General features: G+C 73.2%; 12 protein-coding genes. 3 read left to right on the plus strand and 9 right to left on the minus strand.

Features of this window, described 5'->3' with window-relative positions:
* Positions 1 to 86: 86 nt before the first annotated feature.
* Both ABH925_RS11935 and ABH925_RS11940 read right to left on the minus strand, forming a co-directional pair.
* A complete protein-coding gene (locus ABH925_RS11935) occupies positions 87 to 2,384 on the minus strand; it encodes an SUKH-4 family immunity protein (protein ID WP_370147373.1) in 2,298 nt (765 codons plus the stop codon).
* Entirely contained in the window at positions 2,381 to 3,388 is a 1,008-nt protein-coding gene (locus tag ABH925_RS11940; protein WP_370147374.1) for an HNH endonuclease, read from the minus strand. The genes ABH925_RS11935 and ABH925_RS11940 overlap by 4 nt, the downstream gene beginning before the upstream one ends.
* A 259-nt stretch (positions 3,389 to 3,647) precedes the next feature.
* Between ABH925_RS11940 and ABH925_RS11945 the strand changes: the two genes are divergently transcribed.
* Together ABH925_RS11945 and ABH925_RS11950 are read left to right on the plus strand one after the other, a co-directional pair.
* Entirely contained in the window at positions 3,648 to 4,118 is a 471-nt protein-coding gene (locus tag ABH925_RS11945; RefSeq protein ID WP_370147375.1) for a YwqJ-related putative deaminase, read from the plus strand.
* 11 nt (positions 4,119 to 4,129) lie between these two features.
* Positions 4,130 to 4,618, plus strand: a complete 489-nt coding sequence (locus ABH925_RS11950) for an SUKH-3 domain-containing protein (protein ID WP_370147376.1) — start codon at positions 4,130 to 4,132, stop codon at positions 4,616 to 4,618.
* A 35-nt stretch (positions 4,619 to 4,653) separates the two neighbouring features.
* On the opposite strand, the gene ABH925_RS11955 is transcribed toward ABH925_RS11950, so the two are convergent.
* Both ABH925_RS11955 and ABH925_RS11960 read right to left on the minus strand, forming a co-directional pair.
* Positions 4,654 to 5,028 (minus strand): GntR family transcriptional regulator, encoded by a 375-nt coding sequence (locus ABH925_RS11955; RefSeq protein ID WP_370147377.1) that lies wholly within the window; start codon positions 5,026 to 5,028, stop codon positions 4,654 to 4,656.
* 113 nt (positions 5,029 to 5,141) lie between these two features.
* Complete coding sequence (locus tag ABH925_RS11960; RefSeq protein WP_370147379.1) at positions 5,142 to 6,425, minus strand: sensor histidine kinase; 1,284 nt, start codon at positions 6,423 to 6,425, stop codon at positions 5,142 to 5,144.
* Positions 6,426 to 6,573: 148 nt separating this feature from the next.
* Here ABH925_RS11960 and ppc point away from each other — a divergent pair, with 148 nt between their 5' ends.
* Complete coding sequence (ppc, locus tag ABH925_RS11965; protein ID WP_370147380.1) at positions 6,574 to 9,339, plus strand: phosphoenolpyruvate carboxylase; 2,766 nt, start codon at positions 6,574 to 6,576, stop codon at positions 9,337 to 9,339.
* Between the two features lie 115 nt (positions 9,340 to 9,454).
* Here the strand turns inward: ppc and ABH925_RS11970 are convergent, their stop codons facing one another.
* The 5 genes from ABH925_RS11970 to glmU form a co-directional block, all read right to left on the minus strand.
* Positions 9,455 to 10,075: an LAETG motif-containing sortase-dependent surface protein gene (locus ABH925_RS11970; RefSeq protein ID WP_370147381.1), complete on the minus strand. Its 621-nt coding sequence runs from the start codon at positions 10,073 to 10,075 to the stop codon at positions 9,455 to 9,457.
* Positions 10,076 to 10,364: 289 nt separating this feature from the next.
* The gene (gene pth / locus ABH925_RS11975; protein ID WP_370147382.1) at positions 10,365 to 10,943 is read right to left on the minus strand and encodes an aminoacyl-tRNA hydrolase; all 579 of its coding nucleotides are present in this window, start codon (positions 10,941 to 10,943) and stop codon (positions 10,365 to 10,367) included.
* Between the two features lie 103 nt (positions 10,944 to 11,046).
* Positions 11,047 to 11,640: a 50S ribosomal protein L25/general stress protein Ctc gene (locus ABH925_RS11980; RefSeq protein ID WP_370147383.1), complete on the minus strand. Its 594-nt coding sequence runs from the start codon at positions 11,638 to 11,640 to the stop codon at positions 11,047 to 11,049.
* Positions 11,641 to 11,984: 344 nt separating this feature from the next.
* Positions 11,985 to 12,962 carry a ribose-phosphate diphosphokinase gene (locus tag ABH925_RS11985; protein WP_370147384.1) on the minus strand — a complete coding sequence of 326 codons (978 nt, stop codon included), beginning with the start codon at positions 12,960 to 12,962 and terminating at the stop codon, positions 11,985 to 11,987.
* Between the two features lie 135 nt (positions 12,963 to 13,097).
* Entirely contained in the window at positions 13,098 to 14,588 is a 1,491-nt protein-coding gene (gene glmU / locus ABH925_RS11990) for a bifunctional UDP-N-acetylglucosamine diphosphorylase/glucosamine-1-phosphate N-acetyltransferase GlmU (protein WP_370147385.1), read from the minus strand.
* Positions 14,589 to 14,653 lie beyond the last annotated feature (65 nt).

Genomic DNA, 14,653 nt, shown 5'->3' on the forward strand with positions numbered 1-14,653 from the left:
TCAATTTGCGATCCATTTTGCACAGATTCATCCCCGGCCTGGAGGCTCCGACACCCCCGGCGCCGTCCCTCCTCCTGCGACTCAGCTCACAGCAGCCCGTCCCACATCTGCTCCAGCAGCACCGCCCACCAGGTCTCCGGCGACTGCAGCGCGGCCGGGTCGAGGGCGGCCAGCTGCGCCTGGAAGTCGGTGGTCCAGTGCCCCGCCTGCTCCGGCGTCAGCCCGTACCGGAACTTCCACATCCGGCCCAGCAGGGCCATGCAGCGGATGAACTCCGGCAGGCCGCTGTTGACGAAGCGCGGTGCGGCGGCCTCGGAACCGGCGGGCTGGGTGGCGGTGCCGAGGTCGACCGCGACGATCGCCGCCGTCCCGTACTGCACGCAGAGCTGGCGGCCGTAGTCGTTGCCCAGCACCAGGTAGGTGCCGGCGTCCGGCTGCGCCGCGATGCCGCGCTCGGCGGCCAGCTCGGCCAGGGTCGGCATCGGACGGCCCGCCTGGGCCTGGGCCCAGAAGAACGGCCCGAACTCGATCGGCAGCCCGGCCCAGGTCAGCGACCCGGACACGGCCTCGGGGATGCCCTGCCGGGACACCGCGGGCGGGTCGTAGCGGAAGATGTTCTGCGGACCGAAGGCCTGCGCCAGCTCGTCCGCGAGCGCCTGCGGCGGGACCGGCGGCGCGGGCGGAACGCTGCCCGGCGCGGGCAGCGGCACCCGGACCGGCCGCTGCGGGGCCGGGCCCGCGGCGTGGGTGTGCAGCTCGCCGTGGTGCTCGAACAGGTGCTGGACGCCGCGCTGCCGGGCGCCGTGGTCCCGCCCGTACGGCGCGATGCTGCTGACCCGGACGTTCGGCCAGGCCTCCTTGACCATCCGCTGGCAGTAGCCACCGGGGAGGTCGCAGCTCTCCAGCTCGGTGTGCAGCTCCAGGACCTGCTCCGGCGGCACGTTCAGCCGCCGCACCTCCTGCAGCACCTGCCACTCGGGGTGCGGCAGGCCCAGGGTGGAGCGCTGGATGATCTGCTGCTCCGACCCGTCCATGCCGCGGTAGCGCAGCACCGCCATGTAGCCGGGGCCGACCGTCGGCACCCCGACGGGCGCCGGCTGCGGCGGCCCGGGGACGGGACCGGGCGCGGGCATGGGACCCGGCGCGGGGACGGGGCCGGGCGCGGGGACGGGGCCGGGCGCGGGGACGGGGCCGGGCGCGGGGGCCGGGCTGCGCTTGAGCGCGGGGGCGAGCTGGGTCGGGACGTAGCTGTCCCCGGCCCCGCCGGCCTGCGGCGCGGCCGTCCCGGGCGGCGGCGGGGGCGGGGGCGGTGCCATGCCGGGCCCGCCGGTGCCGACGAAGCCCGGCGGGGGCGGCGGCGGCATGCCGGGACCCGCGGCGGGGCTGCCGGTCGGCGCGGGCGGCCCCGAGGGCACGGACGGCTCACGGAGCAGCCCGGGCGGCGGCGGAGGCGGCATCCCCGGGCCGCCGGACTGCGGCGCGGGCGGCACGGGCGGCGGGGCGTACTGCGGGGCTTGCTGCTGCGGCGCCGGCGCCGGCGCGGGTGGGGCGGGCGGCAGGCTGCCCGGCCGGGACAGCATCGTCGGCGCGTAGTCCAGCGACGGGGCCTGCTGCGGCGGCACCGGAGCGGCCTGCGGCGGCGCGGGCGGCGGCTGCGGCGGGGCGTACTGCGGGGCGGCCTGCGGCTGGGCGTACTGCTGAGCCGGCTGCGGCTGGCTGTACTGCTGGGCCGGCTGCGGCGGGGCGTACTGCTGGGGCGGCTGGGGCGCGGCCTGCGGCGGGGCGGGCGGCGGGCTCTGCCGGCTCATGGGCTGCGGCGCCGGAGCCACCGGGGCCGGGCCGGCGGCGGCGCTGGAGGGCGGGGCGAGCATGGTGGGGAGCTCGGCCGGGGGTCCGTCCAGCACCGGCGGGGCCACCATCAGCGCCGGCTCGGCACCGTCGTCGGCGGACGGTGCGGCGGGCGTCGCGGGCGCCAGGGACGCGGCCTCGGCGGCGAGGGCGGCCGCCCCCGCCTCCTGGAGCCACTGCGGCGGGCTCAGCAGGAAGGAGGTCGCCTCCGCCATGTCCCGCTCACCCGGCGCGGCCGGGACCCCGGGCGGGGTGGCGCCGGCCGGGCGGCCGTAGGTCTCCTCGTAGCGGCGGACCACCTCGTTGATCGGCAGGGCCGGCCAGAGCGTGGTCACCCCGCTCTCCCGGGCGATCACCATCCGCACCGCTCCGCCGTCGGAGGACGGACCGTCCGGACGGTCCACCGCCCAGGCGACGAAGCCCAGGTCGAACTCGCGCACCCGCACCTCGCGGCGCTGGTACGAGGGCACACCCTCGTTGATCCACTCCTCGGCGCGCTGCTGCGCCTCCGCGTAGGTCACCACGCTCCCGCTCACCCCTCCACCGGGACCGTGCGGGCAAAGCCGCCGTCCACCATCAGCTCGGCCACCGTCTGCAGCTCGGGTGGGTTGCCCGCGAGGCGCAGCAGGAAGGCGTCGAAGTCGTCACCGCACGGCAGCAGCAGCCGCTCGCAGCGCTGTCCGGCCGTCAGGCCCGGGGCGCCGTCGTCCCGCGCGTCGTCGTAGGGCAGGAACCAGACCGAGCCGATCCCCACGCCCTTCACCTTCATCGCGACCAGCCCGCCCTGGACGTAGCCGACGCCCAGGTAGTCCTTGGTCAGATGGTCACGCAGGCACTTGTTGACGTACACCAGGTCGTCCAGGCCGCGCTCCTCGCGGAGCGTCAGGAACGGCTGGTCGACCAGCACCCCGAGGTCGGTGTCCAGCGCCACGCCCTTGGGCGCCCGGCCGCCGGCCGCCTTCAGGAAGGTCCGGTACGGGCCGGGCAGGCTGTAGCCGAGGCCCTCCTCGGCGGCCTGGACCCGCTCCTCGGTGGTACCGGCGGCGAACTCCGGGACCTCCGGGGCGTCGCCGCCCTCACCCAGCGGGAAGTGCACCGGGCGGCGCTCCTGCAACGGCCGGGTGCCGCGCTTGCCGTGGTCCGCGCTGGACACGGCCAGGCCGGCGTGGTGCCGCAGCAGCGCCTTCACCTCGACCGGGACCAGCTCCATCCGGCGGCTGCCGGGCCGGGCCGGGGCCACCGAGTGGTGCCAGGTCCAGCCGGTGGGGGTGACCACGGCGCTCTCCGCGTCGGCCCACAGCTCGTGGCCCTGGGCGTACTGCGCCGCGTTCGCCGAGACGTAGTCGGTCAGGCGCAGCTCGTCCACGCCGAAGCCGTCCGGCGGGTCGGCGACCTCGACGGCCGCGCGGACATAGGGGGCGAAGTCGGGATGTCCCCGGCCGTCGACGCGGACCCCCTGGGGGTACTTCCGCGCGCGGAGTGGATCAGGGAAGTGAACGACCTGCCCGGCATAGGCGGCGTTGGGCCGACCTGTCGTCATCGAGTTTGCCCCCTGCTGGTACTGACTGGCCGTGCCCAGCCTAGGGGGTGCGTGCCGCCGGCGGATCTCCAGAGCCCCGACAAGACCCGGCAAGCCCCGGACCGGCCCGCAGCGGCCACCCCGACTTCCGCCCTCCTGTGGGCATTTGGCAGGCTGGGCGGTGCAGCAGCGGTGATCGACTGACTCACCAACGGGGGCTGCCGCGCGGCAAGTGTCCTTGGCGGAGCCGTGCGCGACGACAGGGAAGGACCACTGGAGCATGGAAACCGAGGAGCGCCGTCCGGCCACCTCAGCGCCGCTGCTGCGGCACCGTCGGGACAGCCTGATGCCGATCGTCGCCGCGGCGCTGTCGGTGCGCGGCGACACCCACACCCACGCCGGCGAGAAGTTCGACCACACGCCGCAGCTGCACCCGCTGGTCGTCGACTTCCTCGACGGGCTGACGCTGGACCAGCGCGAGCGGTTCACCGGCCGTTGTCCCGAGCCCGCGCTGCTGTCGCAGTTTCTCGACGGCGTCGCGAACGGGCGCTCCAAGCGGGCCGCGCGCAAGCCGTTCACCGAGACCGACGCCCGCAAGGCGCTGCGCGGCGCGCGGATGACGACGGTTCGGATCCGCGAGGCCGGGGACCCCGCGCACGGCACCCACCAGCCGCCGTGCCGCTCCTGCGCGCCGCTGCTCGCCCACTTCGGCGTGCAGGTCGTCGCCCTGTCCCCCGCCTCGGCCGGATAGGAGACGCCTGAATGGACGTCAGATTCCCGGCGGACGCCGCCTCCGCGCTGACCAAGGCCGGCTGGTTCCCCGGACGGCGACTGCTGCCCCGGGCCGAGCAGTGGGCCGACGCCCTGGCCGGGTACGTCTCCCCGGAGGGCCACCGGCACGCGGTCTTCCCGGCGGCGGTGGAGGCCTGGGCCGAGTTCGGCGGGCTCCGGGTGGATCTGGAGGGGTCGGGCCGCGAGCTGGCCCGCACCGCGTTCCTGATCGACCCGCTGGCCGGCCTGTACCAACCGCGCACCCTCGGTGACCTGGGCCGCTGCCTGGAGCTGCCGCTGGCCCCGCTCGGGCTGGAGCGGGACGGGCAGGCGCTGCTGGTGCTGGACGCCCTGGGCCGGGTCTACAGCCTGGACCACACCGGCGAGTGGTTCCTCGGCCAGACCGTGGACCTGGCCCTGACCGCGCTGATCATCGGCACCGCCCCGGAGCGCCTGCGCTTCTACGCCGACGCGCTGTAGCCGGCCGCTGCCCGCCGACTACCGCCCGCCGGCGACTACCGCGCGGCGCTGTAGACGGCCTGGATCGCCGCGTCGGCGATGGCGCGGGCCTCCGCCGCCGGGACGCCCAGGGCGTGCACCCGCCGCGCGTAGTCCGCGGCCGCGTCCGCCGCGGCGCCGCGGGAGGCGTCGCCGGAGGCGGCGATCACCGTGCCGTGGCGGCCGCGGGTCTCCACCACCCCGGCCGCCTCCAGCTCGCGGTAGGCCTTGGCCACCGTGTTCGCCGCCAGACCCAGCTGCTCGGCGAGCCCGCGCACGGTCGGCAGCCTGGTTCCGACCGGCGCGGCGCCGCTGCGCGCCAGTTCGGCGATCTGTGCCCGCACCTGCTCGAACGGCGGGACGGCGGAGTCGTGGTCCAGGGTGATCTGCACACTCGGCACGGTACAGGCCCGGTGGGCACCAACTGCTGGAACCCGGCCCGGTCACCGGCCCGCAGCCGCGCCGGTGACCGGGCCGATGGCCGGGCCGGTGGCCGGTGCCGGGCCTAGAGCCGGGCCTCGACCCGGAAGCCGCCCTCGCCGGTGGGCTCGGCGGTGAACCGGCCGCCCAGCGCGGTGACCCGCTCGCGCATGCCGACCAGGCCGTTGCCCCCGCTCGGCAGGGTCCGGGCCCGGCCGGACCCCTCGCCGTCCGGGCAGTTGTTGGAGACCGCCAGCGCGACCCCGCCCGGTACGTACGCCACCACCACCTCGGCGTCGGACCCGGGCGCGTGCTTGAGCACATTGGTCAGCGCCTCCTGGACCACCCGGTAGGCGCACCGCTCGGTCTCGTCGCTCAACGAGCGCCGCGCCCCGCCGACGGTCAGCCGGATCCGCAGTCCCGCCGCCCGGGACTCGTCCACCAGCCTGGGGACGTCCGCGAGCCCGGGGCCGTCCGAGGTGGGCACCGCCAGCACCGCCGCCGCGGCGTCCCCGCTCACCGGATCGGTCTCCACGGTCCGCAGCACCCCGAGGATCTGCCGCAGTTCGTCCAGCGCCTGCCGGCCGATGTCGCCCATCAGCTTGGCGCCGGCCGCCGCCTTGTCCGGGTCCTTGTGCACCACCCGCTCCAGCGCGCCGGCGTGCACCACCAGCAGGCTGACCCGGTGCGCGACCACGTCGTGCATCTCCCGGGCGATCCGGGTCCGCTCCTCCACCCGGGCCCGCCGGGCCCGCTCGCTGGCCTGCTCGGCCAGCAGCGCCAGCTCCGTCTCCAGGCCCTCGGCGCGGTCGTTCAGGGTCTCCCACAGCCGCCGCCGGGCCCCGATGTAGAGGCCCAGCATGGTCGGCGCGACGGTGAGCGCCACCGCCGCCAGCACCGAGATGATCAGCAGGACGTAGCCGGGCACCCCGTTGCGCAGCGCGTCGGCCTGCTGCCTACCCAGCGTGAGCGCCGAGACCACGGTGGCCTCCACGATCGTCACCGCGCACAGGACGGACATCGCCCGGCGCTCGGCGAACCGCCGGGCCACCCCCTCGGGCCGGTACGCGCCCAGCGTGTAGAGCCCCACCGTCAGCAGCAGATAGCCGGCCTGCAGCGGGATCGTCGCCAGCGCCGCCGCCACCGGAACCAGCGGCCAGCGCCGCCGGACCAGCAGCAGCGAGCCCGCCAGCAGCCCGAACACTCCCAGCAGCGCCGAACCGAACAGCCCCACCCCCTGCTTGTACGCGAACTGCCACGCGCCCGACCCGCACTCCAGCGCGGACAGCACCGTCAACGACAGGTCGAACCAGAAACTGCGCCGCCGCGGCCACAGCCGCGTGCCCTCCCCAGGCGTCGCCATGCTCATAGGAACCAGCCTATGCGCCGCGCCGCCGGGTGTGTCCGCCATACGGCCGCTCCGCTGCGTGAACGACCCGCACACCTATGCTGGTGCCGTCGGACAGCGCGGTCCGCAGAGCCGATGCCCCACCCACCAGCCATCAGGGAGCACCAGCGTGAGCGACTCCGCCGAAGCCGACAACCCCGTCCTGCGCGAAGCCGACAACACAGCACTGCGCGCGGACATCCGCCGTCTGGGCGACCTCCTCGGCGAGACCCTGGTCCGCCAGGAGGGTCAGGAACTGCTCGACCTGGTCGAGCGGGTCCGCGCGCTCACCCGCAGTGACGGCGCGGCCGCGGCGGCCCTGCTGGAGGACACCGACCTGGACACCGCCGCCAAGCTGGTCCGGGCCTTCTCCACCTACTTCCACCTCGCCAACGTCACCGAGCAGGTGCACCGCGGCCGCGAGCTGGGCGTGCACCGCGCCGAGGAGGGCTCGCTGCTCTCCCGTACCGCCGACAAGCTCGCGGTGCTCGCCCGGGACAACCCGGAGCAGCTCGCCGACACCCTGGCCCACCTGGCCGTGCGCCCGGTCTTCACCGCGCACCCCACCGAGGCCGCCCGGCGCAGCGTGCTGACCAAGCTGCGCCGGATCGCCGAGCTGCTGGAGCAGACCGACACCCCCACCCGCCCCAGCGGCCGCCGCCAGGCGGACCGCCGGCTGGCCGAGGTGATCGACCTGCTCTGGCAGACCGACGAGCTGCGGATCGCCCGTCCCGAGCCGACCGACGAGGCCCGCAACGCCGTCTACTACCTGGACGAGCTCTACAAGCGCGCCGTCCCCGACGTGCTGGAGGAGCTGAACGAGGAGCTGGCCCGGGTCGGCGTGACGATCCCCGAGGGCGTGCGGCCGCTCAGCTTCGGCACCTGGATCGGCGGCGACCGCGACGGCAACCCCAACGTCACCCCCGCGGTCACCCTGGACGTGCTGCTGCTGCAGCACGAGTACGGCATCAGGGACGCGCTGGAGGTCGTGGACGAGCTGCGCAACCAGCTGTCCTCCTCGGTGCGGCTGTCCGGCGCCAGCGAGGAACTGCTCGCCTCGCTGGCCGACGACCTGGCCCGGCTGCCCGAGATCAGCCCCCGCTACAAGCGGATGAACGCCGAGGAGCCCTACCGGCTCAAGGCCACCTGCATCCGGCAGAAGCTGATCAACACCCGGGACCGGCTCGCCGCCGGCACCCCGCACGACGAGGGCCGCGACTACCTCGGCACCGCCCCGCTGCTCGCCGACCTGAAGGTGCTCCAGGACTCGCTGCGCGAGCACCGGGGCGCGCTGATCGCCGACGGGCGGCTGTCCCGGGCGATCCGCACCGTCGCCGCCTTCGGCCTGCAGCTCGCCACCATGGACGTCCGCGAGCACGCCGACGCGCACCACCACGCGCTGGGGCAGCTCTTCGACCGGCTCGGCGAGGAGGCCTGGCGCTACACCGACATGCCGCGCGAGTACCGGCAGCGGCTGCTGGCCAAGGAGCTGAAGTCGCGCCGCCCGCTGGCGCCCACCCCGGCCCCGCTGGACCCGGCCGGCGCCAGGACCCTCGGCGTCTTCGAGACCATCCGCGACAGCTTCGAGCGCTTCGGCCCGGAGATCGTGGAGAGCTACATCATCTCCATGTGCCAGGGCGCCGACGACGTCTTCGCGGCGGCGGTGCTGGCCCGCGAGGCCGGACTGATCGACCTGCACGCCGGGGTCGCCGCCGTCGGCATCGTGCCGCTGCTGGAGACCACCGACGAGCTGCGCGCCGCCGACACCATCCTCGACGAGATGCTGCGCGACCCCTCCTACCGGCGGCTGGTCGCGCTGCGCGGCGACGTCCAGGAGGTCATGCTCGGCTACTCCGACTCCTCCAAGTTCGGCGGCATCACCACCTCGCAGTGGGAGATCCACCGCGCCCAGCGCCGGCTGCGCGACGTGGCCCACCGCTACGGCATCCGGCTGCGGCTGTTCCACGGCCGCGGCGGCACCGTGGGCCGCGGCGGCGGCCCCTCGCACGAGGCGATCCTGGCCCAGCCGTACGGAACGCTGGAGGGCGAGATCAAGGTCACCGAGCAGGGCGAGGTGATCTCGGACAAGTACCTGATCCCGGCGCTGGCCAGGGAGAACCTGGAGCTGACGGTCTCCGCCACGCTGGAGGCCAGCGCCCTGCACACCACCCCGCGGCAGTCCGACGAGGCGCTGGCCCGCTGGGACGCCACCATGGACACCGTCTCCGACGGCGCGCACACCGCCTACCGGCGCCTGGTCGAGGACCCGGACCTGCCCGCCTACTTCTTCGCGGCCACCCCGGTCGACCAGCTCGCCTCGCTGCACCTCGGCTCCCGTCCCAGCCGCCGCCCGGACAGCGGCGCGGGGCTGGACGGGCTGCGCGCCATCCCGTGGGTGTTCGGCTGGACCCAGTCCCGCCAGATCGTCCCCGGCTGGTACGGCGTCGGCTCCGGTCTCGCCGCGGCGCGGGAGGCCGGGCTCGGCGACATCCTGGACGAGATGCAGCACGAGTGGCACTTCTTCCGGAACTTCCTGTCCAACGTCGCCATGACGCTGGCCAAGACCGACCTGCGGATCGCCCGCCACTACGTCGACCAGCTGGTGCCGGACGACCTCCGGCATGTGTTCGACCTGATCGAGGCCGAGCACACGCTGACCCTGAAGGAGGTGCTGCGGATCACCGGCGAGAACGAACTGCTGGAGCACACCCCGGTGCTGAAGCAGACCTTCGGCATCCGCGACGCCTACCTCGACCCGATCTCGTACCTGCAGGTCGCCCTGCTGCGCCGGCAGCGCGAGGACGCCGCGCAGGGCCTGGCCGAGGACCCGCTGCGCTCGCGGGCCCTGCTGCTCACCGTCAACGGCATCGCCGCCGGCCTGCGCAACACCGGCTGACGGCGCAGCACCGGAACGCGCCGGGGGCGCGGGATCCCGCCTGAGCGGAGTCCCGCGCCCCCGGCGCGTCGGTTCAACGGCGCGTGGTTCGGCGGTGGTTCAGCGGTGCGTGCGCTCAGTGCCGGCCGGCGGAGCGGCGACGGAGCGCGAAGACCGCGCCGCCACCGACGACGACCAGGGCGCCACCGATGCCGGCGATCATCCCGGCACTGCTGCCGCCACCGGTCTCGGCCAGCGTGGTGCCGGTGGGCGAGGCCGAGGGCGAGAGGGTGGACGTGGCCTTGACGGTCATGGTGGGGGTCGGCTTGCCGGTCGGCGTGGGGGCCTTGGTGGGGGTCCTGGTCGGCGACGGCGGAGGCGTGGTCGGGGGGACCACGGGGGCCTTGCAGGTGTCGTCGGCGTTGTACGTCACCTTGAGAGTCTTGTCATCCAGCTGACCCGAGACAATGACGTGCACCCTGATCTGGCTCAGGTCCTTCCACGGCACACCGGTGAAGTCGACACTCTTCGAGTTGATCCCGGAGACGTGCTTCGCGGCGCCGAGCGTCTGCCCGTTGTCGAGCAGCTGCACGATCGCGTCGTTGCCGTCAACGTCGGTGACCGTGACAGTGGCGGTCCAGTCGGTCTTGTTGCAGGCGGCCGTGGCGGTGAAGTCACCGACGTTGCACGCGAAGGCATTACCTGCGACGCCCAGCGCGAGAGCGGCTGCGGCGGAGGCGACACCGAGAGAGCGCACCGCTACTGCGGTACGGCGGGATATGGACACGTCTTCCCCTAACTGCTGGATGATCCAGAGCGGTTGGAGCCATGGGGGACACCGGCAACACCCGCATGAGGAGCGTCCAGCAGGGTGGGCGAGTGACACGAACACACCACCCCCACGAGCACCACACATCGTCAATTCACAGCCAGGGCTTGTCAATTCACTGCAATCACGACAATAGCCATGATTCCCCCCAGCACGTCACGGAGGGACATGCGCTGAGGTGGCACAACGCCGGGAGCCGGCAAACATAACAATCCGACTACCCGTTGTACGTGGACTGCGCCCGCTCCAGTCCCTCGACGATCAGCGCCTCCACCGCGTCGGCGGCCCGGTCGACGAACCAGTCGAGCTCCTTGCGCTCGCCGGAGGAGAAGTCCTTCAGCACGAAGTCGGCGACCTCCATCCGCCCCGGCGGGCGGCCCACCCCGGCCCGCACCCGGAAGTAGTCCGGACCCATCGCCTTGGTCAGCGACTTCAGCCCGTTGTGGCCGTTGTCGCCGCCACCCTGCTTCAGCCGCAACGTGGCGTAGTCGATGTCCAGTTCGTCGTGCACCACCACGATCCGGCCCAGCGGCGCCTTGTAGAAGTCCCGCAGCGCCGTCACCGGACCGCCGGAGAGGTTCATGAAGGACTGCGGCTTGGCCAGCACCACCCGCTGCCCGGAGATCCGGCCCTCGACCACCTGGTTGCGGCTCTTGTGCGCCTTGAACTTCCCGCCCACCCGCGTGGCCAGCAGGTCGGCCACCATGGAGCCGATGTTGTGGCGGTTCCCCGCGTATTCGGGGCCGGGATTGCCGAGGCCGACCACCAGCCACGGTCCGGTGTACTCGTCGCTCACCGTGTGCTCCTTCGGGCTGCGCTGCTTCGGGTGCGCCGCTGCCCCGGCCTGAAGCGGGCCGGGGCAGCGGACAAGAGATTCAGAGCGGTCAGGCTCGGGTGACTCAGGCCTCGGTGGCCGCGGCCTCGGTGCCCTCGGACTCCTCGGCGGGGGCCTCGACCTGGGCGGAGACGACCTGGAGCACGATGGTGTCCGGCTCGACGGACAGCGTGGCGCCCTTGGGGAGGGTGATGTCCTTGGCCAGGATGGAGGCGCCGGCCTCCAGGCCGGTGATGTCGACGGTGACCGACTCCGGCAGGTGGGTGGCCTCGGCCTCGAGCGGCAGGGTGTTGAGGATGTGCTCCAGCAGGTTGCCGCCGGGGGCCAGCTCGCCCTCGGTGTTGATCTGGATCTCGACGGTGACCTTCTCGCCGCGCTTCACCAGCAGCAGGTCGACGTGCTTGAGGTCGCGCTTGATCGGGTGGCGCTGGACCGCCTTCGGCAGCACGAACTCGTCCTTGCCCTCGATCGACAGCGAGAGCAGCACGTTCGGGGTCTTCAGCGCGAGCATCAGCTCGTGGGCCGGGAGGTTCAGGTGCACCGGGGTGTGGCCGTGGCCGTAGACGACGGCGGGGACCAGGCCGGCGCGGCGGGCGCGGCGGGCGGCACCCTTGCCGAACTCGTTGCGGGGCTCGGCTGCAAGACGGATCTCGGCCATGACGGCTCTCCTTGTACGCGGGGCGGGGGAGGCGTCCGGCCTGGCAACGAAAAACGCCGCCGGCGGAACCTCACCCGGGGAAACGGGGGGGGTTTGAGTCGCTCGGCAGCGTCAAGGGCACAAGATCTGGGGTGAAACTGTGCTGCGTCGATCACGGAGTCAGCAGGTCACGCAGTCGCAGGACCGTCGCAACTCCCTCGCCGGGCAATTCCAGCAGTCTAACGGAAGCAAACCCCGATACCTAAACCAGGCAGCGCCCCTCAGGGGCGCGAGGAACTGCGCGATCAACAACCCGCCTCCGTAGAGGCCTGATCACAACAGCTACCCCGCACCCCCGAAAAAACCTAGTGCGCGCCGTCGAACAGGCTGGTGACGGAGCCGTCGTCGAACACCTCACGAATCGCGCGAGCGATCAGCGGGGCGATCGACAGCGTGGTCACCTTGTCCATCTGCAGCTCACCCGGCGTCGGCAGGGTGTTGGTGAAGACGAACTCGCTGGCGCGGGAGTTCTTCAGCCGGTCCGCGGCCGGACCGGACAGCACGCCGTGGGTGGCCGCCACGATCACGTCGGCCGCACCCTGCTCGAACAGCGCGTCGGCGGCCGCGCAGATGGTGCCACCGGTGTCGATCATGTCGTCGACCAGGACGCAGACCCGGTCCTTGACGTCACCGACGACCTCGGCGGACATCACCTTGTTGGCGACATTGGGGTCTCGGCGCTTGTGGATGATCGCCAGCGGGGCACCCAGCCGGTCCGACCACTGGTCGGCCACCCGCACCCGGCCCGCGTCCGGGGAGACGATGGTGAGCCGGTCGCGGTCGACCTTCCCGCCCACGTAGTCCGCCAGCAGCGGCAGCGCGAACAGGTGGTCCACCGGGCCGTCGAAGAAGCCCTGGATCTGCGCGGTGTGCAGGTCCACCGACATCAGCCGGTCCGCGCCCGCCGTCTTCAGCAGGTCGGCGATCAGGCGGGCCGAGATCGGCTCGCGGCCCAGGTGCTTCTTGTCCTGCCGGGCGTAACCGTAGAACGGCATGATCACGGTGATGCTCTTGACCGACGCCCGCTTCAGGGCGTCGATCATGATGAGCTGCTCCATGATCCACTGGTTGATCGGCGCGGTGTGGCTCTGCAGCACGAACGCGTCCGCGCCGCGCACCGACTCCTCGTAGCGGACGTAGATCTCGCCGTTGGCGAAGTCCAGGGCCTTGGTGGGAACCAGGTCCGCACCCAGCTGCTCTGCCACCTCCCGGGCCAACTCGGGGTGTGCGCGGCCGGAGAAGAGCATCAAGTTCTTCTCACCGGACGTTTTGATCCCGGTCACTGCACCGTCTCCTCATTGCGTCACTGACGCGCGCTGCGCCCGCCGCGATGGGCGGCGTGGCTGCTGGGGGGGTTGGCTGGAGCGTCGGCGACATCGGGGTGACGTCAGCTCCGCGGCTCCTGGATGTCCCCCAGGTTACGCGTCGGCGGCGGTTTCCGTCGCCTCAGGGTCGGCCTGAAGGGGCGCACCGGAGTGCGCGGCCTGGGCCGCAAGCGCCGCCGCGGTGCCCGGACGCTTCCGCTCGACCCAGCCCTCGACGTTGCGCTGCTGCGGCCGGGTGACCGCCAGCGAGCCCGCCGGCACGTCCTTGTAGATGACCGATCCGGCCGCTGTGTAGGCCCCGTCCCCCACCGTCACCGGGGCGACGAACATGTTGTCCGAACCGGTCCGGCAGTGGCTGCCGATGGTGGTGTGGTGCTTGTTCACACCGTCGTAGTTGACGAAGACGGAGGCCGCGCCGATGTTGGTGCCCTCGCCGATTGTGGCGTCGCCCACATAGCTCAGGTGCGGCACCTTGCTGCCCTCGCCGATGACCGCGTTCTTGGTCTCGACATAGGTCCCGATCTTGCCCCCGGCGCCGAGCACGGTGCCCGGACGCAGGTAGGCGTAGGGGCCGACGGTGGCGCCCGGGCCGATCACGGCCCGGTCGGCTGTGGTGTTGCTCACATGGGCCCCGGGACCGACCTCGGTGTCGGTCAGCGTGCAGTTCGGGCCGACCTCGGCGCCGGCGCCGATCACGGTCGCGCCCTGCAGCTGGGTGTTGGGCAGCAGCACCGCGTCCGGCTGGTAGCCGACCTGGACGTCCAGCCAGGTGCTGGCCGGGTCGACCACGGTGACCCCGGCCCGCATCGCGGTCTCCAGCAGCCGGTCGTTCATGATCCGGCGGGCCTCGGCGAGCTGGACCCGGTCGTTGATGCCCAGGACGTCCCGGTAGTCCGCGGCGACCACGGCGCCGACCCGGTGGCCGGCCTCGCGCAGGATGCCGAGCACGTCGGTGAGGTACTCCTCGCCCTGGCTGTTGTCGGTGCGGACCTCGGCCAGGCCCTGGGCGAGCAGCTTGGCGTCGAAGGCGTAGACGGCGGAGTTGATCTCGGCGATCCGCAGCTGGGCCTCGGTGGCGTCCTTGTGCTCGACGATGGCCTGCACCTCGTGACTGGGGCCGCGCAGGATCCGGCCGTAACCGGTCGCGTCCGGCACCTCGGCGGTCAGCACGGTGACCGCGTTGCCGTCGGCGGCGTGCGCCTCCACCAGGCGGCGCAGGGTGGCGCCGGTGAGCAGCGGGGTGTCGCCGGTGCTGACCACGACCGTGCCGTCCAGGGACACGTCGTCGTCGGCCAGGGCCTGGAGGGCGACCCGGACCGCGTGGCCGGTGCCGTTCTGCTGCTCCTGCACCACGGTGCGGGCGTCCGGGTCGATCGCGGCGAGGTGGGCGGCGACCTTCTCCCGCATGTGGCCGACGACCACGACCAGGTGTTCCGGCGTCAGTTCGCGCGCCGCGGCCACGGCGTGGCCGACCAGGGTGCGCCCGCAGATCGGGTGCAGCACCTTCGGCAGCACCGCCGACTTCATGCGGGTGCCCCCGCCAGCGGCGAGGACGACGACGGCGGCCGGCGGGTTGAAGCTCACGAGAGGGGGCTCCTCGGCATCACGGGGGTGGAGGGTCCACGGGGACGCCGGAGTGAATCCGCACA

The sequence above is a fragment of the Streptacidiphilus sp. EB129 genome, assembly GCF_041262645.1.
GTDB lineage: Bacteria > Actinomycetota > Actinomycetes > Streptomycetales > Streptomycetaceae > Streptacidiphilus.